At 63.7% G+C, this 21,236-nt stretch carries 23 protein-coding genes and 1 tRNA gene; 16 read left to right on the top strand and 8 right to left on the bottom strand.

What is annotated here, in order from left to right:
• Position 1 precedes the first annotated feature (1 nt).
• The gene (locus tag KBY83_RS11110; protein WP_255019590.1) at positions 2-346 is read right to left on the bottom strand and encodes a DUF1257 domain-containing protein; all 345 of its coding nucleotides are present in this window, start codon (positions 344-346) and stop codon (positions 2-4) included.
• 6 nt (positions 347-352) lie between these two features.
• Between KBY83_RS11110 and purN the strand changes: the two genes are divergently transcribed.
• Positions 353-1,024: a phosphoribosylglycinamide formyltransferase gene (gene purN, locus KBY83_RS11115; protein WP_255019591.1), complete on the top strand. Its 672-nt coding sequence runs from the start codon at positions 353-355 to the stop codon at positions 1,022-1,024.
• On the opposite strand, the gene argC is transcribed toward purN, so the two are convergent.
• Positions 1,015-2,079 carry an N-acetyl-gamma-glutamyl-phosphate reductase gene (gene argC / locus KBY83_RS11120; protein ID WP_255019592.1) on the bottom strand — a complete coding sequence of 355 codons (1,065 nt, stop codon included), beginning with the start codon at positions 2,077-2,079 and terminating at the stop codon, positions 1,015-1,017. The two genes, purN and argC, sit on opposite strands and share 10 nt — an antisense overlap.
• A gap of 157 nt (positions 2,080-2,236) precedes the next feature.
• Between argC and ribBA the strand changes: the two genes are divergently transcribed.
• Entirely contained in the window at positions 2,237-3,841 is a 1,605-nt protein-coding gene (ribBA, locus tag KBY83_RS11125) for a bifunctional 3,4-dihydroxy-2-butanone-4-phosphate synthase/GTP cyclohydrolase II (protein ID WP_255019605.1), read from the top strand.
• 1 nt (position 3,842) lies between these two features.
• Here ribBA and KBY83_RS11130 read toward each other — a convergent pair whose 3' ends face one another.
• Complete coding sequence (locus tag KBY83_RS11130) at positions 3,843-4,283, bottom strand: peptidylprolyl isomerase (protein ID WP_255019593.1); 441 nt, start codon at positions 4,281-4,283, stop codon at positions 3,843-3,845.
• A 129-nt stretch (positions 4,284-4,412) separates the two neighbouring features.
• On the opposite strand from KBY83_RS11130, the gene mtnP reads away from it, so the two are divergent.
• Positions 4,413-5,336 carry an S-methyl-5'-thioadenosine phosphorylase gene (gene mtnP, locus KBY83_RS11135; RefSeq protein WP_255019594.1) on the top strand — a complete coding sequence of 308 codons (924 nt, stop codon included), beginning with the start codon at positions 4,413-4,415 and terminating at the stop codon, positions 5,334-5,336.
• Here mtnP and murQ read toward each other — a convergent pair.
• Genes murQ through dnaK form a run of 4 tightly spaced genes read right to left on the bottom strand, consistent with a single transcriptional unit; the run spans position 5,315 to position 9,738 of the window.
• Positions 5,315-6,244, bottom strand: coding sequence for an N-acetylmuramic acid 6-phosphate etherase (murQ, locus tag KBY83_RS11140; protein ID WP_255019595.1), 930 nt, complete (start codon positions 6,242-6,244; stop codon positions 5,315-5,317). The genes mtnP and murQ overlap by 22 nt on opposite strands.
• Positions 6,245-6,255: 11 nt before the next feature.
• Positions 6,256-6,663 carry a DUF3110 domain-containing protein gene (locus tag KBY83_RS11145; RefSeq protein WP_255019606.1) on the bottom strand — a complete coding sequence of 136 codons (408 nt, stop codon included), beginning with the start codon at positions 6,661-6,663 and terminating at the stop codon, positions 6,256-6,258.
• A 34-nt stretch (positions 6,664-6,697) separates the two neighbouring features.
• Complete coding sequence (locus KBY83_RS11150; protein ID WP_255019596.1) at positions 6,698-7,651, bottom strand: DnaJ domain-containing protein; 954 nt, start codon at positions 7,649-7,651, stop codon at positions 6,698-6,700.
• Positions 7,648-9,738 carry a molecular chaperone DnaK gene (gene dnaK, locus KBY83_RS11155; protein ID WP_106501649.1) on the bottom strand — a complete coding sequence of 697 codons (2,091 nt, stop codon included), beginning with the start codon at positions 9,736-9,738 and terminating at the stop codon, positions 7,648-7,650. The genes KBY83_RS11150 and dnaK overlap by 4 nt, the downstream gene beginning before the upstream one ends.
• Before the next feature lie 194 nt (positions 9,739-9,932).
• Here dnaK and pstC point away from each other — a divergent pair, with 194 nt between their 5' ends.
• The 3 genes from pstC to pstB are packed head-to-tail and all read left to right on the top strand — an operon-like array spanning position 9,933 to position 12,722.
• Positions 9,933-10,928, top strand: coding sequence for a phosphate ABC transporter permease subunit PstC (pstC, locus tag KBY83_RS11160; RefSeq protein ID WP_255019597.1), 996 nt, complete (start codon positions 9,933-9,935; stop codon positions 10,926-10,928).
• Positions 10,929-10,936: 8 nt separating this feature from the next.
• The gene (gene pstA / locus KBY83_RS11165; protein WP_255019598.1) at positions 10,937-11,851 is read left to right on the top strand and encodes a phosphate ABC transporter permease PstA; all 915 of its coding nucleotides are present in this window, start codon (positions 10,937-10,939) and stop codon (positions 11,849-11,851) included.
• Between the two features lie 46 nt (positions 11,852-11,897).
• Positions 11,898-12,722: a phosphate ABC transporter ATP-binding protein PstB gene (gene pstB / locus KBY83_RS11170; protein ID WP_106501646.1), complete on the top strand. Its 825-nt coding sequence runs from the start codon at positions 11,898-11,900 to the stop codon at positions 12,720-12,722.
• Between the two features lie 164 nt (positions 12,723-12,886).
• On the opposite strand, the gene KBY83_RS11175 is transcribed toward pstB, so the two are convergent.
• Positions 12,887-12,973, bottom strand: a tRNA-Ser gene (locus KBY83_RS11175).
• Positions 12,974-13,011: 38 nt separating this feature from the next.
• Between KBY83_RS11175 and KBY83_RS11180 the strand changes: the two genes are divergently transcribed.
• From KBY83_RS11180 to KBY83_RS11225, 10 genes are all read left to right on the top strand, one after another.
• On the top strand, positions 13,012-13,380 hold the full coding sequence (locus KBY83_RS11180) for a 2Fe-2S iron-sulfur cluster-binding protein (RefSeq protein ID WP_254941498.1): 369 nt from the start codon (positions 13,012-13,014) through the stop codon (positions 13,378-13,380).
• Positions 13,377-14,255: an inositol monophosphatase family protein gene (locus KBY83_RS11185; protein ID WP_255019599.1), complete on the top strand. Its 879-nt coding sequence runs from the start codon at positions 13,377-13,379 to the stop codon at positions 14,253-14,255. Before KBY83_RS11180 ends, KBY83_RS11185 begins: the two co-directional genes overlap by 4 nt.
• Positions 14,227-15,471, top strand: coding sequence for an ATP phosphoribosyltransferase regulatory subunit (locus tag KBY83_RS11190; protein ID WP_315858970.1), 1,245 nt, complete (start codon positions 14,227-14,229; stop codon positions 15,469-15,471). Before KBY83_RS11185 ends, KBY83_RS11190 begins: the two co-directional genes overlap by 29 nt.
• Positions 15,472-15,480: 9 nt before the next feature.
• Positions 15,481-15,705, top strand: coding sequence for a ferredoxin family protein (locus tag KBY83_RS11195; RefSeq protein ID WP_106501642.1), 225 nt, complete (start codon positions 15,481-15,483; stop codon positions 15,703-15,705).
• Between the two features lie 242 nt (positions 15,706-15,947).
• A complete protein-coding gene (htpG, locus tag KBY83_RS11200) occupies positions 15,948-17,858 on the top strand; it encodes a molecular chaperone HtpG (protein ID WP_255019600.1) in 1,911 nt (636 codons plus the stop codon).
• 57 nt (positions 17,859-17,915) lie between these two features.
• Positions 17,916-18,134, top strand: a complete 219-nt coding sequence (locus KBY83_RS11205; RefSeq protein ID WP_106501640.1) for an antitoxin MazE family protein — start codon at positions 17,916-17,918, stop codon at positions 18,132-18,134.
• Positions 18,131-18,463 carry a type II toxin-antitoxin system PemK/MazF family toxin gene (locus tag KBY83_RS11210; protein ID WP_255019601.1) on the top strand — a complete coding sequence of 111 codons (333 nt, stop codon included), beginning with the start codon at positions 18,131-18,133 and terminating at the stop codon, positions 18,461-18,463. The genes KBY83_RS11205 and KBY83_RS11210 overlap by 4 nt, the downstream gene beginning before the upstream one ends.
• A 227-nt stretch (positions 18,464-18,690) precedes the next feature.
• Complete coding sequence (gene rpmB / locus KBY83_RS11215; protein WP_106501739.1) at positions 18,691-18,927, top strand: 50S ribosomal protein L28; 237 nt, start codon at positions 18,691-18,693, stop codon at positions 18,925-18,927.
• 7 nt (positions 18,928-18,934) lie between these two features.
• Positions 18,935-19,516 (top strand): peroxiredoxin, encoded by a 582-nt coding sequence (locus KBY83_RS11220; RefSeq protein ID WP_255019602.1) that lies wholly within the window; start codon positions 18,935-18,937, stop codon positions 19,514-19,516.
• 1,277 nt (positions 19,517-20,793) lie between these two features.
• The coding region (locus KBY83_RS11225) for a hypothetical protein (protein ID WP_396093891.1) at positions 20,794-21,236 on the top strand (443 nt) is incomplete at its 3' end.

Here is a 21,236-nt window from a genome sequence, read left to right on the forward strand (position 1 = left end):
GTCAGGACGCCAAGCTCACCTGGGCCCCAGGAAAGGCGCTGGCGGCCTGGCTCAGGGCGAGCTCGGCGGCGTAGCGGCGGGTGATGGCGCCAAGCAGGCGCTGCAGGCTCTGGGAGCGGCTAAGGCGCTGCAGGTCGCCGACCAGGGCAAGGGAGCCGTCGCGGTGGCGCTGCCAGCCCAGCCGTTCACCACCCGGCAAAACAACTTGCAAAAGAACGGGCTGGCGCTCGGTGGCAAAGCCCTTAAGCACCCCGCCATAGATGGGGGTGTGGCCAAGGGCCACCAAACTGGCGGCGAGCCCCTCGGCATCGCGTAGCACTGTGGGCAGGATGGTGAGGTGGGACACGGCGCAATGCCCGCTTTTTCAGACCCTAGCGATCAAGAGACCTGCGTCCAGTGGCCATTGCCACCGGAATTGCAACCGGATTGGGCCAGAGCCCAGCCAATCCTGCGGCTGGGGGTGCTGGCTTCGGGAGCCGGCAGCAACTTTGAAGCCCTGGTGCAAGCCTGCACAGACGGCCGGCTCCAGGCAGAGGTGGCCCTGCTGGTGGTAAACAATCCTGGCTGCGGCGCCCAGCAACGGGCCGAGCGCCTCGCCATACCTTGCCAAGTGCATGACCACCGCAGCGTGGCCAGCCGCGAGGCCCTCGACCAGGCCCTGGTGGCGGCTTTTCAGGCAGCAGGCGTTGATGTGGTGGTGATGGCGGGCTGGATGCGCGTCGTCACGAGCACCCTGATCGGCGCCTTCCCCGAGCGTCTGATCAACATTCATCCCTCGCTGCTGCCCAGCTTCCGCGGCCTTGATGCGGTGGGCCAGGCCCTGGCGGCGGGAGTCACCCTGGCCGGCTGCACTGCCCACCTGGTGTGCGAGGAGGTTGATGCAGGGCGCATCCTGATGCAGGCGGCGGTGCCGGTGTTAGCAGCGGACGACCTCGCCAGCCTCAGCGCCCGCATCCAGAGCCAGGAGCACCGCATCCTGCCCCTGGCGGTATCTCTGGTAGTGGACCTATTGCGTCAGGGATAGAAGGGCAGCAACGGCAGGCCGGCGGTGGGCTCAAGCCCGGCCATCAGGTTGAGACATTGCACCCCCTGGCCGGCCTGGCCCTTGACCAGGTTGTCGATGGCAGCCATCACGATCAGCTGACCGGTGCGGCGATCCACCTGCACCGAGAGCAGGGCCCGGTTGGTCTGGCGCACCCATTTGGTGGAGGGGTAGGTGCCCACCGGCAGCACCTCAACGCAGGGAGCCTGGCGGTAGGCGGAAGCCAGCAGGGTGACGCAGTCTTCAGCTGTGAGGCCTGGGTCGCGCAGACGGCAGTAGACGGTGGCCAGCAGGCCCCGCACCATCGGCATCAGGTGCGGGGTGAACTGCAGCTGGATCTCATGGCCCGCCACCCGGCTGGCCAGCTGCTCAATCTCACTGGTGTGGCGGTGGCCCACCACCCCGTAGGGAGCAACCGCCTCGGAGCATTCCGCCAGCAGCAGGTGTTCCTTGGCAGCCCGACCACCACCGGAGGTGCCGGTTTTGGCATCGATAACAATGCCGGTGGTGTCGATCAGCCCCTGGTTCAAGAACGGCAGCAGCCCCAGCAGTGAGGCCGTGGGGAAACAACCAGGAGCCGCTATTAAACGGGCGGTACGAATCGCATCCGCCTCCCATTCGGGCAGGCCATAGACGGCCTCAGCGCAGAGGTCGTCATCGCTGCGGGGCACCTCCCGGGCCTCGCTGGCATACACCTCCTGCCAGCGGCCGAGGCTGCTGAAGCGGTAGTCGGCGGAAAGATCAACCACCCGCACACCACGCTGCAGCAGGGGCGGCACCAGCTGGGCCGCCAGGCCGTTGGGCAGGCTGAGCACCGCGAAATCAGCCGCCGCTGCGATGGCATCGGGGTCTGGGGTTTGCACCACCGGGTCGCCGGCCAGGGGCAAAAAGGGCACCAGCTCACTCCAGCGCTTACCGCTGCTGCGCTCGCCGCCCAAGAAGCTGATATCCAGGGCAGGGTGCTGGTGGAGCAGGCGCAGGGTCTGCAGGCCGCCGTAGCCACTGGCGCCGATTACCGCAACACGCTTGTTGGCCATGGCAAGGCCCGGGGGCAGGACGAAGGGGCTTTATAAAGGATGATTGCGCCAGGGCCTAGACCCCGCCCGCACTCCGTTGACCCTCCTGCGCGACTCGAGTTCCACGCCCCTGCCATCCGGTTCCAGCCCGGAGGTCGCTTTGAACGGGGAAGAGCGCATCGCTTTTGACTCAGTTGCCGATGGTCTCGCCGCGATCCGCAACGGCGAATCAATCGTGGTGGTTGACGATGAAAATCGGGAAAATGAAGGCGACCTGATCTGCGCCGCGCAGTTTGCAACGCCCGAGCAGATCAACTTCATGGCCACCGAGGCCCGGGGCCTGATCTGCCTGGCCATGGAGGGTGAACGGCTCGATGCCCTGGATCTGCCACTGATGGTGGATCGCAACACCGACAGCAACCAGACCGCCTTCACGGTGAGTGTCGATGCGGGCCCTGAAAACGGTGTCAGCACTGGAATCTCCGCCGACGATCGCGCCCGCACCATCCAGGTGGCGATCCACCCCCACACCCGTCCAGCCGACCTGCGCCGGCCAGGCCACATCTTCCCGTTGCGGGCTAAGCAAGGTGGCGTACTGAAGCGCGCTGGGCACACCGAGGCCGCCGTTGATCTGGCCAGGCTTTCTGGCCTCTATCCCGCCGGGGTGATCTGCGAAATTCAAAACAGCGACGGCTCCATGGCCCGGCTACCCCAGCTGGCTGCCTACGCCAAACGCCACGGATTACGCCTGATCAGCATTGCCGAACTGATCAGCTACCGCCTCGACACCGAGCGCTTCGTGCAGCGCCAGGCGGAAGCGGCCATGCCAAGCGCCTTCGGCGACTTCCGCGCCATTGGCTACCGCAACGAACTCGATGGCAGCGAGCACGTTGCCATCATCAAGGGCCAACCGCAGCTGGCTAAGGAGCCGGTGCTGGTGCGGGTGCACAGCGAGTGCCTCACCGGCGATGCCTTTGGCTCGCTGCGCTGCGACTGCCGGCCCCAGCTGGAGGCTGCCCTGCGCATGATCGAAGCCGCCGGCGTTGGGGTGGTGGTGTATCTGCGCCAGGAGGGCCGGGGCATTGGCCTGATCAACAAGCTCAAGGCCTACTCCCTGCAGGACACCGGCCTAGACACGGTGGAAGCCAACGAACGCCTTGGCTTCGCTGCCGACCTGCGCAACTACGGAGTTGGAGCTCAAATCCTCAGCGACCTGGGCGTGCACCGGCTACGCCTGATCACCAACAATCCGCGCAAGATCGCAGGCCTTGGTGGTTATGGCCTGCAGGTCGAAGACCGCGTGCCGCTGGTGATGGATGCCGGCAGCCACAACGCCGCTTACCTGCAAACCAAGCGCATCAAACTTGGCCATCTGATGGGTGATGGTCCCTCCTGCCCGATCGGCGGACCCACGGCAGTGCTGGCCTGGCACGGCCAGGCCTTGGCGAATGGCCAGCTTGAGCAGCTGCAACGCTGGGCCCTGAAGCAGGGGCTGCAGGTGGAGCGAGAGGAGCATCCAAGGTTGCTGGCCCTGCTCGACCAGCCCCATCTTGCGGTGCTGCTGGGCTGCCTCGACCATGCCAGCAGTGGAGTGGGGGCAGTTGCTGCGGCGCTGGTGCTGATGGGCGACTGGCCCCAAACCGAACGGCTGAGCCTGCTACTAGCCCCTGATGGTCAACGCAGCAGCCATCCCAGCGCTGATCTGGAGTCAGAGCAGCGGCCCCTTGCAGATCTGGGCACCGACCTGATACTTCAGCCCGGTGCCTTCCTGGTCTGGCGCTGAATCAGTCCTGAACTGTCACCTTGTTGATGCGGCTGCCGTTTTTAAGGGCCGTAACCACGTCCATGTTGCCGGTGAGGCCAAACACGGTGTGCACTCCATCAAGGTGGGGCTGGGCTCCGTGACAGATATAAAACTGCGAGCCGCCTGTGTTCTTGCCGGCATGGGCCATGGCCAGGGTGCCCGCCTGGTGCTTCTGGCTGTTGATCTCGCAGTCGATCTGGTAGCCGGGGCCGCCGGTGCCGGCGGTGCCACGGGCGCCTTCACGGCTGTTGGGGCAACCGCCCTGGGCCATGAAGCCGGGAATCACGCGGTGGAAGGCCAGTCCGTCGTAGTAGCCCTCTTTGGCGAGCTTGGTGAAGTTGGCCACGGTGTTGGGTGCATCGGCCTCGAACAGTTCGAGTTCGATGGTGCCGGCGTCGGTCTCCATCAAGGCTTTGGTCACGGCGGCAGGGAATAAAGGCCGACTTTATGGGGTGGCACGGGTGAACCGGCTGAAACGCCGTGCTCAGAATGGGGCAGGCTCTAGCCGGACCAACCCTTTTCAACGCCCCGTCGCCAGACCCCGCCGCCGATGAGCAGCCCCACCCCCAACTCCCCTAACGGCATCGATCTCAGCAGCGCCCGCCTGGGGATCCTGGGGGGCAGCGGTCTCTACGCCATGGAGGGCCTCGAAGACATTCAAGAGCTCACGATCGAAACGCCCTACGGAGCCCCCTCCGATGCCCTGCGCCTCGGCCGTATCGGCGATCTGGAGGTGGTGTTCCTAGCCCGTCACGGCCGCCACCACAGCCACACCCCCACCGAGGTGCCCTACCAGGCCAACCTCTGGGCCCTGCGCTCCCTCGGCGTGCGCTGGATCCTGTCCCTGTCGGCGGTGGGCTCCCTGCAGGAGCAGGTTCGGCCCCTCGACATGCTGGTGCCGGATCAATTCATCGATCGCACCCAGCAGCGGCCGCTGACGCTGTTTGGCGAAGGGCTCGTGGCCCATGTGGCTTTTGCCGAGCCCTTCTGCCCGGCGCTCAGCCGCCTGCTAGCCGATGTGGCCGAAAGCCTGATGCCCGAGGGCCGCAAGCTGCACCGCGGCGGCACCTACCTCTGCATGGAGGGGCCCGCCTTCTCCACCCAGGCCGAATCGCAGCTCTACCGCTCCTGGGACTGCCAGGTGATCGGCATGACCAATCACACCGAAGCGCGCCTGGCCCGGGAAGCCGAGATCGCCTACGCCACCCTGGCGATGGTGACCGACTACGACTGCTGGCACCAGGAACACGCCTCGGTGACGGTGGAAATGGTGATCGCCAACCTGCAGGCCAACGCCAGCCTGGCCCAGCAGATCGTGCGGCTAGCGGCCCAGCGGGTGGAGGCCCAGCGACCCAGCAGCAGCGCCCACCAGGCCCTGCGCCATGCCCTGATGACCCCCAAGGAGCACGTGCCTGCCGCCACCCGCCGCAAGCTCGACCTATTTACGGCTCCCTACTGGGGGCCATTCAGCTGAGCGCCGCAGGCCGCCAGCGCCTGGCGCAGGCTGGGGCCATGGCTGGCCAGGTGGGCGGCGGCTGAGGCCGCATCCAGGCCAGTGGCCGCGATCAGCAGGGCCAGCTTCACCGAACCGCCGCTCTGCAGCAGCAGTGCCCGGCCGCGCTGCCGGTCCAGCCCCGCCAGGTCGCGCAGGATGCGCAGGGCCCGATCCTCCAGCTTGCTGTTGGTGACGGCCACATCCACCATGCGGTTGCCGTGCACCTTGCCCAGGCGCACCATCACGCCGGTGGAGAGCAAATTCAGGGCCATCTTGGTGGCGGTGCCGGCCTTGAGCCGGGTGGAGCCCGCCAGCAGTTCAGGGCCCGTAAGCAGGCGGATATCGATGGAGCAGGGCATCGGCACCTGCTCGGCTGGCACGCAGGCCATGGCGATTGCCAGGGCTCCGATCGCCTGGGCGTGCTCCAGGGCCCCGAGCACGTAGGGAGTGGTGCCGCCAGCAGCGATGCCCACCAAACAATCGGCCGGGCCAAAGCCGCGCTGCTCCAGGTCGCTGCGGCCAGCAGCTGCCAGATCCTCCAGGCCTTCGGAGCTGCGCAGCAGGGCTGGGGCGCCGCCAGCAAGCACGCCCTGCACCAAATCCGGCGCCGTGCAGAAAGTGGGCGGGCACTCGGCCGCATCCAGCACCCCAAGCCGGCCGGAGGTGCCCGCCCCTAGGTAAAAAAGTCGCCCGCCTGCCTGCAGACGGGCAGCGATGGCATCAACGGCGGCAGCCAGGGCCGGGGCCGCCGCTTCCAGGGCCCGCTGGGGCTCCCGTTCGTTGGCACAAAAAAGGCCCACCAGCTCGTCGGTGGGCAGCTGGTCGAGCCGCTCGCTGAGGGGATTGGCCTGCTCCGTGAGCAGGTGGCCGCGATCAGGCCCGCTCACAGGAGGGTTGCTCACAGCAAGCCCTCCAATTGACGGCGGAAAGCTTCGAGGGTGGGATCAGGGGTGCTCTCGCCCGCCTGCTGCTGCTCCTGCTGCTCCCGCTGCTCCTGCCAGTTGGTGACGTCCATGTTGCGCACAGGCGGCGCTATCAGCAGCCGGTCTTCAGCGCTCTGGGGCAGGAAGCCCGCCGGCACAAAGCGAGCCTCATAGCCAGCCTGGCCGCAGAAAAGCTCCATCTCCTCGCGGTCCAGCGGCTCCACGGTGGGCACGGGGAAGTCCTGGGCTTCGAGCAGGCCGGCGTAGCGCTCCGCATCGTCGCTGTCTTCAAACAGCAGCACCACCGTGCGGCCGTTTAGCTCCAACGAATGGATGCCTTCCTGATCGGTTCCAGCATCAAACAGCAGCACATGCACCGGCATGGATCGCGGCATGGGGCAATGGCCCTCCAGTGTGTCACCGGTGCTGCTCGTCGGGATCGTCGGCGAGCTCCTGCAGCCGCTTGTAGAGGGCTGCTTCCGCCTCACCCAGCTGCTCCGGCACCAGGATGCGCACCTCCACCAGCTGGTCGCCGCGCTGCTCAGCCCACTCCTGGCCCCGCCCCCGCAGGCGCAGCAGGCGGCCGCTGGAGGAGCCGGCCGGCACCCGTAGCTTCACCGGCCCGCGCAGGGTGGGTACCACCACCTGGCAGCCCAGGGCCGCCTCCGCTGGGGTCAGTTCGAGGGGGTAGAGCACCCGCAGGCCGTCGATGCGCAGGCCTTCCTCGGTGCGCACCCTCAACTGCAGGAAGTGGTCACCGCCGCCGGGGGTCACCCCCGCCAGCCGCAGTCGCCAGCCATCGCCGGCAAAAGGAGGGGTCCACACCTCCACCGCCGTGCCATCAGCAAGCTCCAGCTCCAGCCGCTCCCCCTGCAACGCCTGCTCCGGCGTGAGCTCCACCAGGCTCTCCTGGTCGCTGGAAGCCCGCACCGGTGGTGGTGGCGGCGGTGCGGCGGTTACCGATCCAGAAGCCTGACGGGGGGGTTCCGCAGGAGGTTCGGGCTCGGGGTCGGGTTCCTGCCACTCGGGTTCGGCAGCCCGGCGGGGACGGCGGCGCTCACCGAAAAGCACCTCGAGATATGCCTCGAAGTTGGGGAAACCGGAAGCAAAGGGATCCTGAGACTCCCGGCCCGGGCCGTCGGCGGGCATACCGGCCTCCCAGGCCTGGCGGCGGCGCGGATCTGAGAGCACCGCATAGGCCTCGTTGACCAGCTTGAAACGCTCCTCCGCCAGCGGGTCGTTGCCGTTGAGATCGGGGTGCCAGCGGCGGGCCTGGGCCCGGAAAGCACGCTTGAGGTTGCTGGCATCGGCGCCAGGCTCGAGGCCCAGCACCGACCAGTAGTCGGCCGGGGCGGCGGGGCTAGAGGTCACCGGTAGGAACTATCCCCCCAGGGATCTGAGTCGCTGCCGGGCCGGCGCTCGCGGGCTGCCGGCTCAGGTTCGCGATAGGGCTCCCTGTAGGGCTCTCTGTAGGGATCCTTGTAGGGCTCGCGATAGGGATCCCGGTCGTAGCGACTGGGGGGGGCAGCCCAGGGATCGCTGCCCGGGCGGTTCCAGTCATCCCAATCGTCATCGGCAAACAACTCATCTTTGAGCGAGCCCAGGGTGTTCTTAAGCCCCTGCAGCGGCCCCTGCTCTGCCTTGCGTTCACTCTGCAAGCGACGGTTGAGGCCAAACAGAGCTTCCTGCAGCTGGCTCACGGCCAGCTCCAGCTCCACCAGGTCGTCGGCAGCCAGCAGGTCCTGCACATCGCGCAGGGCCATCTCCACGGAGCGCTGCTGGCGCTCGGCGCCGTAGGGGCCCAGTTCAAGGGATGCGTCGCGCAGCCGGCGCTCCGCCTGGGCCACCAGGGTTTGGGCCCGGTTGCGGCGATCAATCTCGGCTCGCTTGCGCCGATCCTCGCTGGCCTTGAGATCGGCCTCCTCAATCAACTTGGTGATCTCCTCCTCGCTGAGGTTGGAGCCCCCCTGGATGCTGACGCTCTGCTGGCGCCCGGTGGTGCGATCGGTAGCCGACACCTGCAGCAGGCCGTTGGCATCGATGTCGAAGGACACCTGCACCTGGGGCACACCCCGAGGCGCCGGCGGGATTCCAGACAGGCGAAAACGGCCCAGGCTCTTGTTATCAACCGCCATCTGCCGCTCCCCCTGCAGCACGTGGATCTCCACCGAGCTTTGGTTGGCTTCGGAAGTGCTGAACAGGTCGCTCTTGCGCACCGGGATCGAGGTGTTGCGAGGAATCAGCACCTTCATCACGCCGCCAATTGTTTCCAGACCAAGCGAAAGGGGCGTGACGTCGTTGAGCATCAGATCGCGCAGCTCACCGGTGAGGATCCCCGCCTGCACCGCAGCACCGATCGCCACCACCTCATCGGGGTTCACCGACTGGCAAGGCTCCAGCGGAATGAGGGTGCGCACCATCTGCTGCACCATCGGCATGCGGGTGCAGCCACCCACCAGCACGACGTCGTCGATGTCTTCGGCCGCGAAGGCCGAATCCCGCAGGGCGCGTTGCACCGGCCGCAGCAAGCGATCCAGCAGATCGGGGCAGAGGCCCTCAAACACCCGCCGCTCCAGGGTGGTTTCGATATGCAGCGGCCCGTCGGGGCCGGTGGCAATAAAAGGCAAGGAAATCGGCGTGCTCTGGACGCCACTTAGCTCGATCTTGGCTTTCTCCGCTGCTTCGGTGAGCCGCTGCAGGGCCTGGCGGTCGCGGCGCAGATCAATGCTGTGCTCCGCCAGGAAGGCATCGGCCAGCCAATCGACGATGCGCCGGTCCCAGTCGTTGCCGCCCAGCTGGGTGTCGCCGCTGGTGGCCTTCACATCAAACACCCCTTGGGCGATGCGCAGCACCGAGACATCGAAAGTGCCGCCGCCCAGGTCAAACACCAGCACCCGCTTGACGGTGCTGCGATCAAAGCCGTAGGCCAGGGCTGCCGAGGTGGGCTCATTCAAGATCCGCTCAACGCTGATCCCAGCCAGGCGGCCGGCATCGCGGGTGGCCTGGCGCTGGGCGTCGTTGAAGTAGGCCGGCACGGTGATCACCGCCGCTTCCACGGGCTCGCCGAGGTAGGTGGCGGCGTCGTCACAGAGCTTGCGCAGCACGCTGGCAACCAGCTCTTCCGGGGCGTATTCCCGTTCGGTTGCTGGGCACACCACCCGAACGTTGCCCTGGTCGTTGGCCCGCACGCTGTAGGGCACCGACAGGCTGTCTTCCTCAAGCTCGTCCCACTGACGGCCAACGAAACGCTTGAGGTTGGCAAAAGTATTGCGGGGGTTGAGCACAAGCTGACGCCGGGCCAGCTGGCCGACGAGCAACTCCTGGTCGCGGCTGAAGCCCACCACCGAGGGGGTGGTACGGCCGCCTTCAGCGCTGGCGATCACCTGGGGACGGCCGCCCTCCAGTACCGCCACCACTGAGTTTGTGGTGCCAAGGTCGATGCCAACTATCCGGGACATGGCACCCCTTTACTTAGAAGCATGCGCCTAGAACCCCGTCGACCCATGAAAAAGGCGGCTCAGCCCCGCGCTGTAGGTCCCCAAACTAACGGTCTCCCAGACGTTAATCACTGCTTAAACGGCGGTGAGGGGAGCCCTTCGTAGATTTCGTTTGGATCGGCCGCTTGGCGCTGACCGATGCAAAACCATTACTCATGCTGACGGACTCCAGCCAAGCGGGCTCAGGCCCAACGAATCCCAATCGCAACCTAGATGCTGACGCCTTCACCCTGCGTCGCCGCCCACCTTCAGAAAAGTTGCTCGACCTGGGCTTTCGCCAGCTAACCCTGGCGCTCGCCTCAGTTGTCGCGATCGTTCTGCTTGGCATTTTCATCACGGTGTTTCAGGGTGCGCGGGAGGCGATGGCCAGTTTTGGCCTCAGCTTCCTAACCATCTCCAGCTGGGATCCCGTCAACGAGCAATACGGGGCATTCACCGCCATCTACGGCACTTTGGTGACCTCGATCCTGTCTCTGGCCATCGCCATCCCTCTGGGTGTGGGCACGGCGATCTTCATCACCGAAGACCTGATCCCCAGCTCCGTGCGGGAGGGGATTGGCCTGATGGTGGAACTGCTTGCCGCCATTCCATCGGTGGTGCTCGGACTTTGGGCAATCTTTGTGATGGGGCCGGCCATCCGGCCTGTCCTCAATTGGCTGCACGAACTGTTGGGCTGGAGTCCTTTCTTTGACACCGCTCCCCAGGGCCCTGGCATGGCCCCGGCCATCCTGATCCTGGTGGTGATGGTGCTACCAATCATCACGGCCATCTCACGAGATGCCCTGAATCAAGTGCCTATTGAACTGCGGCAGGGAGCCTACGGGGTAGGAACTACCCGCTGGGGAGCCATATTCAGCGTGATCTTGCCGGCAGCTATTTCTTCCATAACTGGCGGCGTGATGCTTGCCCTAGGCAGGGCCATGGGGGAAACCATGGCGGTCACGATGATTATTGGCAACTCCTTCAACTTCAGCTTTTCACTGCTGGCGCCTGGTAACACGATCGCCTCGATGCTCGCCAATCAGTTCGGTGAAGCCGATGGCATCCAGGTGTCGGCCCTTATGTATGCCGCCCTCATCCTGATGGTGCTCACATTCACGGTAAATGTGGCGGCCCAGTGGATCGTCCGTCGCCTCAGCCTGCGTTACTGATCACCACCATGGCCAATCCTTCTCCGATCACTTACGACAACACCGCCCTTTTTGACCGGCGGCCATTGCGCTACGACCCCTGGCTGACGCGCAACTTACGCAATCTGCTGTTCACCGGCATTGCTTCCATATTTGCTGCTATTGCGGTTTTACCGCTAGTTTTAGTTTTGTTCTACGTGTTGATGCAAGGCGGCCGCCTGATCAGCGTGGGCTTGTTCACCCAACTGCCACCCGACATCGGGATGGAGGGTGGAGGTATTGGTAACGCCATTATAGGCACCTTACTTGTAACCCTGATCGCCTCTCTGATTGCCATCCCCGTGGGAGTGGGGGGCGGCATTTTCCTCAGCGAATACTCCAGCGGCGGCTGGTTTGCCAATTTCGTTAGTTTCGGCAATGACGTTTTGGCTGGCGTGCCTTCAATCATTGCCGGTGTATTCGTCTACGGCACTGTTGTAACCACCCGTGTGTTTTTCGGCCAGAGTTACAGCGCCATGGCTGGCGGTATCGCCCTGGCCGTGTTGATGCTGCCGACTGTGATTAAAACCACCTATGAGGGGCTCAAACTGGTGCCCCAGGAGCTGCGCTGGGGTGCCTACGGCGTAGGTGCTTCCAAATTTGTGACCGTGATGCGGATCACCCTGCCATCGGCTTTCACTCCGATCGCCACTGGTGTAGTGCTGGCAATCGCCCGAGCCGCCGGTGAAACGGCTCCGTTGATCTTCACGGCTCTCTTCTCCTCATTCTGGCCTGATGGGGTGTTTGATCCGATCGCCACCATGTCGGTGTTGATCTTCAATTTCGCGATCATGCCCTATGAAGCCCAAAACGAACTCGCCTGGGCTGCCTCCTTTGTGCTGGTGATGATGATCCTGGCCGCCAACCTGCTGGCGCGCTGGATAGCCCGGATGACCAAAGTCTGAAGTCCGAACCTCCAGCCCCTCCGTTTCCCCAATTCCCTCCAGAGCAATGACCAGCAGCTCCCACTCCAGCCAGTCCGCCGATTCCTCCAAAGGGGATGCCTGCATGTCCCTGCAGAACGTCACCATCTCCTACGGCAAGTTTGAGGCGGTGAAAAATGTGTTCATGGATATCCCCCGCGGCCGGGTGACCGCCTTTATCGGACCTTCAGGCTGCGGTAAGTCGACCGTATTGCGCGGCCTCAATCGGATGAACGATCTGATTCCAGGCTGCAAGCTCAAGGGCAGGGTTGTTTTTGACGGCCACGATCTCTACGACCCCAAGGTGGATCCAGTGGAGGTGCGCAGGCGCATTGGCATGGTCTTCCAAAAGCCCAATCCCTTCCCAAAATCGATCTACGAGAACATCGCCTTCGGCGCCCGGATCAACGGCTTCAAGGGTGATATGGATGAGCTGGTGGAGCGCTCCCTGCGCAAGGCTGCAGTGTGGGACGAATGCAAGGACAAGCTTAGGGAGAGCGGATTTGCCCTCTCAGGCGGCCAGCAGCAGCGCCTCTGCATCGCCCGCGCCATCGCCACCGAACCCGAGGTGATCTTGATGGACGAGCCTTGCTCAGCGCTTGATCCGATCTCCACGTTGAAGATCGAAGAAACAATGCATGAGCTGAAGCGCAGCTACACGATCATCATCGTGACCCACAACATGCAGCAAGCCGTGCGTGTGGCTGATCAAACGGCCTTCTTCAATGCCGAAGCAGTGGAAGGTGGCACTGGCAAGGTGGGCTACTTGGTGGAGTTCAACGACACCGAGCGGATCTTCAATGCCCCCGGCCAGCAGGCCACCCAGGACTACGTGAGCGGCCGATTCGGCTGATTAACAACTATAAAAGTTTGAAATAAAATTTTATAACAAACATTTAAATCATATATTCGCATCTTGTTTTCAGGCGCGGCAACTTAGCAACTTGGCCAATCTTGGATTGATTCATTCAATCCCTGAAGGCCATGAAAAAGCCGGCCGCAAGGCCGGCTTTATAACGGAGAGGGAGGGATTCGAACCCTCGATAGAGTTGCCCCTATACAGCATTTCCAGTGCTGCGCCTTCGACCACTCGGCCACCTCTCCAGGGGCAAAATGGGGCAACCAGATGGCAATGTAGCAGCATGACTCGCACCCATCCGATCACGGTTCACTGGCTCCAAACCGGCCAGGTGATTCGCCATGAGGTTCCAGAAGGGGAATACATCCTGCGCAGCTTTGAGCAGCAGGGGGATCCCCTGCCTTTTAGTTGCCGCAACGGCTGCTGCACCGCCTGTGCCGTGCGCGTGATCAGCGGCGAAATCGATCAGCGCGAGGCCCTGGGGCTGTCGCGGGAGCTGCGCGGGCGTGGCTACGGACTTCTTTGCGTGGCCCGGGCCACCGGCCCCTTGGAGGTGGTGACCCAGGAGGAGGACGAGGTCTACGAACTGCAGTTTGGGCGGCACTTTGGCCGCGGCAAGGTGCGCAGCGCCCTACCCCTGGAGGAGGAATGAAAGCAGCCAGCACCGCGGCCTACGAGCAATCGGGCCTGAGCAGCGGCGAGCTCGAACACCTATCGGCGGTGGCGCGCCGGGCTGCGGAGGTCGGAGGCGAGCAACTGCGCCAGCACTTTGGCCGCCTGCAGCAGGTGCGTGAGAAGGGGCGCTCCGGCGATCTGGTCACCGAGGCAGACCATGCCGCTGAAGCAGCGGTGCTGGCGCTGCTCGAGGCCGAAACACCGCAGATTGGCGTTCTGGCCGAAGAGAGCGGACGCCGCTCCCGGCCCGGCGAGCTGGAGTGGTGCGTCGATCCCCTAGATGGCACCACCAACTACGCCCACAGCTATCCGCTGTTTGCCACCTCGGTGGGCCTGTGCTGGCGCGGGCAGCCCCTGCTCGGCGCCCTGGCTGCCCCAGGCCTGGAGCAGCTCTACTGGGCCGCACCCGGCCTGGGCTCCTGGTGCAATGGCAGCAGGTTGGCCGTTAGCGCCTGCCCCAGCCTTGAGCAGGCCCTGCTGGTAACCGGCTTTGCCTACGACCGCCGCAGCCGACTCGACAACAACTACGCCGAATTCGCCTGGTTTACCCACCGCAGCCAGGGCGTGCGCCGCGGCGGCTCAGTGGCCCTGGATCTGGCCTTCGTGGCCGCCGGCAAGCTCGATGGCATTTGGGAGCGGGGCCTATCGCCCTGGGATCTGGCCGCCGGAGCGGTGCTTGTGGAGCAAGCCGGCGGTGTGGTGAGCGCCTACGACGGCTCGGCATTTGCGATCGACTCAGGGCGGATCCTGGCCTGTGGAGCGACCCTGCAACCAGCCCTGATCGAGGGCCTGGCTTCCTGCCGCCCCCTGGCCGGAGCCAGCTATGGCGCCCCCGAACTCGACTCCCCCTGATTCGATCCATAGGATCAGCCCACCCCATCCCACCTTCAACGCCGCAATGGCCCTGCAACCTGCCGCTGGCGTTCGGGATCTCAACCCCCGTGAAGTTGAGGGCAACCGGCGCATCGCCGATCAGCTCGCAGCTGTGTATCGGCTCTGGGGCTACCAGGAGGTGGCGCCGCCCAGTTTTGAGCGGCTCGACACCCTGGAGGCTGGTGGTGGCATCGACGGCCGCGAGCTGGTGCGGCTGGCAAGTAATGAGCCCCTGGGGCTGCGTCCGGAACTGACCGCCTCGATCGCCCGCGCCGCCAGCACCCGCCTCGCCGAGCGGCCCCGCCCCCTGCGGCTCTGGGCCATGGGCAGCACCTTCCGCAGCTCCACGGCTGAGGGCGGTTCCCAGCGGCTGCATGAACAATTGCAGAGCGGCGTCGAGCTGCTCGGGGACCAAACCGCCGCCGCCGATGTGGAGCTGATGCGGCTGCTGCTCGCCGCCGCCGGAGCCCTTGGACTGCAGGCCCATCACCAACCGCGGCTGCTGGTGGGGCACCACGGGGTGCTCAGCGCCCTGCTGCGCCAGCTACCCGAGCAGCAGCAGGGCGCTGCCCGCGCCGCCCTAACCAACTTTGACCCGCTGGCTCTGGCCCAACTGGCCTTGCCGGATTCTGATCGGCAGCGCCTGGGCAACCTGATGCGCCTACGCGGCGAGCCCGCCAAGGTGCTTTATCAACTGGAGCAATGGCTGGGCCCCATCCCCCTGCTAGCGGAGCTCGGCGAGACCCTGGCTGCGGTGGCCCCGGCCGCAGAGCGCCTGGGGGTGCAATTGCAGCTCGACCCCAGCTTCCAGCCCCACTTCGCCCTCTACGACGGTCTGGTGCTGAAGCTGGTCTGCCAGGGCCAGGAGGTGCCGGTGGAGATTGCCAGCGGCGGTCGTTACGACGCCCTCGTGGGTCGCTTTTGCCCAGAGCCAAGCGAAGCTGCGGGAGTGGGCTTTGGCTTCGATGTGGGAGCGGTGCGGGAGCTGGTGGCACCTGCCATAGGGAGCCCTTCGCCGGTGCTGGTGGCCTATGGCAACCACCATCACCTGGCCGCAGCCCTCGATCAGCTGGAGGCCCTGCACCAGATGGGCACCTGCGCTGAACTGCTCAGCGGGGCCTGCGCCAACCAGGCGGAAGCAGAAGCCCTCGGCCAAGCCCGCGGCTGCGGCCGTACCCTCTGGATCGCTCCTTAAAATTCTGAGATGGCTCACACGATCGTCACCAACGTCTGCGAGGGCGTAGCCGATTGCGTTGATGCCTGCCCCGTGGCTTGCATCAACCCCGGCCAAGGTGCCAACAGCAAGGGCACAAACTTTTATTGGATCGACTTCGACACCTGCATCGATTGCGGCATCTGCCTGCAGGTGTGTCCCGTGCAGGGGGCCATCCTTCCCGAAGAAAAGCCCGAGCTGCAGCAGGCAGGCTGAGCGGCGCAGCAGGCAGGCTTAGCGCAGCAGGCAGGTTGTGAGCGGCGCTACCTAGCTTAGCCAAGACTTAGCCAAGCAACCACTTAGACAAACCACCGCTTAGGCAAACCACCGCCTAGCCAAGCAACCACTTAGCCAAGCTAAGACTTAGCTAATTCAGAGTTCGGAGACCCCTCCCTCAAAGCCATTGAGCCGGAAGGCCCAAGCTCCGTAAGGTTTGGCCCAACGACCTAACGCTTGCCATGACGGTGCTGGAACAGGGCCAGATTCAGATCCACACCGAAAACATCTTTCCGATCATCAAAAAGGCCGTCTACAGCGGCCATGAGGTGTTTCTGCGGGAGCTGGTGAGCAATGGCGTGGATGCCATCAGCAAGCGGCGCATGGCGGCGATGGCTGGCGACTGCAGCGAAGGGCCTGAAGCCAAGATTTCGATCCGCATCGACCGCGAGGCCAACACCCTCACCATCTCCGACAACGGCATCGGCATGAATGTCGATGAGGTGAAGCGCTACATCAACCAGGTGGCCTTTTCCAGCGCCGAAGACTTCCTCGAGAAATACAAGCAAGAAAACGACGCGATCATCGGCCACTTCGGCCTGGGCTTCTATTCCAGCTTCATGGTGGCTAAGCAGGTGGAGCTGGTGACCCTCTCGGCCAGTGCTGGCGCTGAGGCGGTGCGCTGGAGCTGTGATGGCTCCCCCAACTTCAGCCTGGAGGTGGCCGCGCGCAGCGAGCCCGGCACCGACGTGATCCTGCACCTGATGGAGGAGGAGCTCGAATACATCGAGCCGGCCCGTATCCGCACCTTAATAACCACCTACTGCGACTTCCTGCCGGTGGAAGTGCAGCTGGAAGGCGAAACCGTCAATAAGCGCGAGGCCCCTTGGCGCAAGAGCCCCAGGGATCTCACCGACAACGACTACATCGAGCTCTATCGCTACCTCTATCCCTTCCAAGGCGATCCCCTGCTGTGGGTGCACCTCAACACCGACTACCCGTACAACCTGCAGGGCATCCTGTTTTTCCCCAAATCCACTGGCCGGGCCGATTGGGAGAAGGGCGAGATCAAGCTCTACTGCAACAACGTGTTTGTGAGCGACTCGATCAAGGAGGTGGTGCCCCGCTACCTGCTGCCCCTGCGCGGCGTGATTGACTCGCCCGACATTCCATTGAACGTGAGCCGCTCCGCCCTGCAAACCGATCGCCGCGTGCGTTCGATCGGTGGCTTCGTGGCCAAGAAGGTGGGCGACCGGCTCAAGGAGCTCCATCGCGACGACCCCAAGCGCTACGCCGAAAGCTGGGAGTCGCTGGCCCCCTTCATCAAGATCGGCGCCATGGAGGATGAAAAGTTCGCCGACCAGGTGGCCGATCTGGTGCTGTTTGGCAGCACGGCTGCCGCCCGCGAAGGCGACAGCCCCGACCCCATCCCCGGCGAAGGCGGCAAGGCCTACACCACCCTGGCTGGCTACCGCACCCGCCTGGATGGCGCCAACGACAAGCGCATCCTCTACTGCACCGATGAAGCAGGCCAGGCTGGGGCCCTTGCCCTATGGAAGAGCCAGGGGGCCGAGGTGCTGCTGGCCGACACCTTCATCGATACCCAGTTCATCCCCTGGCTCGAATACCGCCACGAGGAGCTCAAATTCCAGCGGGTGGACAGCGAGCTGGATGAATCGCTGCAGGAGAAAGAAAGCGAGATCAGCGACGCAGACGGCAAGGACAATTCCGAAAAGCTGCGCAATTTATTCAAGGCAGCTCTGGCCAACGACAAGATCACCATCCAGGTGCAGGCCCTGAAGGGTGACAACGCCCCAGCCGCCTTGATCCTGCTGCCGGAGCAGATGCGCCGCCTCAACGACATGGGCGCCCTGATGGAGCAGCGCCTGCCGGGCTTGCCCGATCACCACGTGCTGCTGGTGAACCGCAAACACAAGCTGGTGGAAGGCCTGCTCAAGCTCTCGGCCGGTTCGGTGATCACAACCGGTGGCGGTGGCGGCAGCTCCCCCAGCCAGCTGCTGGCCGATGATCTTGGCCGCCATGTCTACGAGCTGGCCCGTCTGGCCGTTGGCGGCCTGGAGCCCAATGAGCTGGCTGGCTTCCAGCAGCGCAGCGCCGATTTGATGGGCAAGCTGATGGAGCGGGGGCTGTGATCGGCCGACACACCGGGCCAGCCGTAACATGTAACAACATCCAAGACGTCAGCCGCGATGGCCACCAGCTCCTCAGCAACCAGGCTGCGCGTCGCAGCCCATCGACAACGGCTGCGCCTTCAAGGCCTCAGGCCAGTTCAGGTCTGGATTCCTGATACACGCACGCCTGCCTTTGCGGAACGCGCCCACCAGGACTCCCTTGCGGTGGGCACCAGCACCATGGCCTCCAGCGATCAGGGCTTCATTGACAGCGTCAGCGAGCTGGATGGGTGGTGAAGTGGGGCGAGATCTGGACTGTTGCCGGTGGCGGCGATGTGACCGGCAAACCGCGCCCTGCGGTGATCCTTCAGCACGATGCTTTTGACAGCACCGAGTCCGTCACGATCTGTGCCTTCACCAGTGATCCCACCGAAGCGCCACTGTTTCGAATCCCCGTGAAGCCAAGCACCGCCAATGGCCTGGCAGCGACGAGCCAATTGATGGTTGACAAGATCACGACCGTCTCGCGCCGCCGGCTGGGCTCCCGAATCGGCAAGTTGGCCCGCAATGACCTGCAACGGCTCAACCAGGCTGCGATTGTGTTCCTAGGCCTGGCGGGTTCGTAGAGGCTGCACTGCTTGAGCGGTGCTCAACATGCACCAGCCTTAGAGCCACCCGCGTAGTGCGCACCACTGACCGCATTAGCGGGGCCGAGGTGGTGATCGAGCTACCCCTGACGTGGACCCCAGAGCCCGAACCGGATCAAGGCCCAGGCCGTCTGGACCGGGGATATCCACGCTTTGGTAGGGTTGGCACTCGGGCTAGTGCCTGCAAGTCGTTTCGGAAATCGGTCATGTCCCGGGTCTGCCAGCTCACAGGCAAGCGCGCCAACAACGGCATGGCCGTCTCCCACTCCCACGTGCGCACCAAGAAGCTCCAGCAGGTGAACCTGCAAGAGCGCCGTCTGTGGTGGGCTGAAGGCAATCGCTTCATCAAGTTGCGCGTCTCCACCCGCGCTCTGAAAACCATCCAGAAGAAGGGCCTGGGCGCTTACGCCAAAGAGTTGGGCGTCAACCTGGCCAAAATCTGAGCCTGCGATGCGGCGTCGGGCACTTTTGCAGGGCCTAGTTGCCCTTCTGCCCGCAGCAGCAGGTGCTTCAAGCCTGTTGGCATCCAGCCGACAGGCTTTTGCTTTGGGAGGCACCCTGCCCTCTCTCAACCAATCCGCCCCTGATTTCGACCTAGCCGGTATTGCGCCAGCAGCCGGTGGTGAAGCCGTATCTACCCGGCTGAATTTGGCCGACTTCCAGGGCAAATGGTTGGTGCTCTACTTCTATCCCCGTGATTTCACTGGCGGCTGCACCATCGAAGCTCGTGGTTTTCAAAAAGACCTGGCCAGCTTCCGTGCCGCCAATGCGGCCGTGGTGGGGGTGAGTGCCGACGATGCCGAATCCCACGCCGATTTCTGCAGCAGCGAGGGGCTGGCATTTCCCTTGCTGTCTGATCCAGCTGGCACGGTGAGCCGCGCCTACGGCAGCTGGATCGCTCCCTTCTCTCAGCGCCACACCTTCCTGATCGACCCCTCGGGCATATTGCGCTCCACCTGGGTGGCGGTGCGTCCCAGCGGCCACAGCGCCGAAGTGCTCACCAGCCTGCGGGAGCTTCAGTACAGCACCTAACCCATCAAGCCAGCCGCTAGCTCATAATCCAGCCCGTGCCCGGCCCACTCGCAAGTAGCACCCATCCGATTTGTTGAGTTCCCAATAGGTATCGTTGAAGACGCCGCAAACCGGCCCACTGCCAGAATCCAATGGCCGCCGCCCTTGGGAGCGTGGGTGGCAGTTGAAGCAGGCAGCGATCTGGGCCGTCACGGAGTTGGTGTCACCGAAGCAAAGCACGGGCCTCAGGTATTTCACCGCCATGGCACAGGTGCTGGAAAAGCAAATGCGCTGGGCCTATCCCGGCAGGGTGCTGTCGCTCTGCACGTAGTACTGGGGTACAACATCCACACAGCTGGTCGCTCAAAATTCTCAACAGGACTCTGCTTGGCCGAGGAATACCGGGCGTAGAGGGATGGCCACAGAAGCGGCAGCAGATTCTGGGGCAAGATCCCGCAAGCCGGAGGCCTCCAAGAAATTCCAAGGCAAGCACCTCGCCGACGCTGAGAACAAGAACCTGTGGGGCGTGACCCAGCACTGGATCCATGGGCATTGCTGGAGGCCACATGGGCCGGGCGGAGAGCTGAGGATCAGGCATCCCCACTAAACGCTGCGCGACCAGCTGCTGGCCGGGGGTCTCCGCAGCGATCAAGCCGATCAGCTCAGGGCCTGGCTCCACTTTCAGGGCTAAGCATGAACAGAGCAGGTGGGGAAGGGCATCCGCCGCCGCTTGATTAAGCCTCAAGCCCCCAGGCCAGCCGCTCTTGGCCTGGGGAACGCCCCCCCGTTGATCGCTGGGGCCCGGGCCCTCAGAACAGCGAGCCATTCTCCGCACAAGATGATTCGACGTGAGATCGCCCTAATGACGGCATCCATCATCTCCTGATAGTCGTACATCAGGCATTGGAGCTGATGGAGTGGGCACGGCTACTAATTGGGGGTGATCCAGTCCGCTAACGACAGGTACGCCATGTCGACTCATAGGCCCTCACGAGGACTAAGACCCCACCGCCAGGAGGCAACAAAAGGACTGATCGCCCGTAGCTGTCCTCACATCCGCTGATGAAGCGCAGCAAATCTGCTGATAGGCACTGGCAAGCCATCCGACATGCGTAGAACGAAGGGGAGGCAAAGCTATGTTCACATCGATCGATTCGCAGTCGCCTTACCCGATCCAGAATCAATAGCATTAATCACGTATTAATGCGAACGAGCGTGGCAGAGCGGATATTCGCCCAGGCAGATATCCAAATTACCTCAGATACAGTCCCAAAAAGTTCTTCAATTGAGATAACATCATGGCCAACACTTTTAACCTTGGCAACGGCCGAAATGTATTCACGAACATCAGCGTCACTCCCCCGCTCGTCGACGGGGACATCGTCGACGGACAGAATGGTGACGATGTAATTGACGTCACGGGAAATGATCTTACCCTTTCGGGATCGAACGGCGACGATCAGATTATCGCGACAGGAAATGACAACAAAATCTCAGGGGGGCGTGGTCGTGATGAATTAACAGCAACAGGAAGGAGAAATTTTCTTGATGGCGGCCAAGGAGAAGATATTCTTTCGAGCAATAGCAGTACCAGCAACTTTTTTGATTATGGGCACCTCGAAATTTACGAGATTTGCCAGCCTCTGATCACCATAAAAAAATGCCTTTCGGCATCGTCGCAGCAGATCATAAGTGCTCAAGCAATGCAATATTGTCGGCAAATTGATTCGTACTGGATACT

It is taken from the genome of Cyanobium sp. WKJ7-Wakatipu (assembly GCF_024345355.1).
Taxonomy (GTDB): domain Bacteria; phylum Cyanobacteriota; class Cyanobacteriia; order PCC-6307; family Cyanobiaceae; genus Cyanobium_A; species Cyanobium_A usitatum.

Bases quoted from the DNA above. Each gene is read 5' to 3' on its own strand.
- purN (WP_255019591.1), top strand. From the start codon at position 353: ATGCCCGCTTTTTCAGACCCTAGCGATCAAGAGACCTGCGTCCAGTGG.
- argC (WP_255019592.1), bottom strand. From the start codon at position 2,079: ATGGCCAACAAGCGTGTTGCGGTAATCGGCGCCAGTGGCTACGGCGGC.
- mtnP (WP_255019594.1), top strand. From the start codon at position 4,413: ATGAGCAGCCCCACCCCCAACTCCCCTAACGGCATCGATCTCAGCAGC.
- KBY83_RS11145 (WP_255019606.1), bottom strand. From the start codon at position 6,663: ATGCCGGTGCATGTGCTGCTGTTTGATGCTGGAACCGATCAGGAAGGC.
- dnaK (WP_106501649.1), bottom strand. From the start codon at position 9,738: ATGTCCCGGATAGTTGGCATCGACCTTGGCACCACAAACTCAGTGGTG.
- pstC (WP_255019597.1), top strand. From the start codon at position 9,933: ATGCTGACGGACTCCAGCCAAGCGGGCTCAGGCCCAACGAATCCCAAT.
- pstA (WP_255019598.1), top strand. From the start codon at position 10,937: ATGGCCAATCCTTCTCCGATCACTTACGACAACACCGCCCTTTTTGAC.
- pstB (WP_106501646.1), top strand. From the start codon at position 11,898: ATGACCAGCAGCTCCCACTCCAGCCAGTCCGCCGATTCCTCCAAAGGG.
- KBY83_RS11180 (WP_254941498.1), top strand. From the start codon at position 13,012: ATGACTCGCACCCATCCGATCACGGTTCACTGGCTCCAAACCGGCCAG.
- KBY83_RS11185 (WP_255019599.1), top strand. From the start codon at position 13,377: ATGAAAGCAGCCAGCACCGCGGCCTACGAGCAATCGGGCCTGAGCAGC.
- KBY83_RS11190 (WP_315858970.1), top strand. From the start codon at position 14,227: ATGGCGCCCCCGAACTCGACTCCCCCTGATTCGATCCATAGGATCAGC.
- KBY83_RS11195 (WP_106501642.1), top strand. From the start codon at position 15,481: ATGGCTCACACGATCGTCACCAACGTCTGCGAGGGCGTAGCCGATTGC.
- htpG (WP_255019600.1), top strand. From the start codon at position 15,948: ATGACGGTGCTGGAACAGGGCCAGATTCAGATCCACACCGAAAACATC.
- KBY83_RS11205 (WP_106501640.1), top strand. From the start codon at position 17,916: ATGGCCACCAGCTCCTCAGCAACCAGGCTGCGCGTCGCAGCCCATCGA.
- rpmB (WP_106501739.1), top strand. From the start codon at position 18,691: ATGTCCCGGGTCTGCCAGCTCACAGGCAAGCGCGCCAACAACGGCATG.
- KBY83_RS11220 (WP_255019602.1), top strand. From the start codon at position 18,935: ATGCGGCGTCGGGCACTTTTGCAGGGCCTAGTTGCCCTTCTGCCCGCA.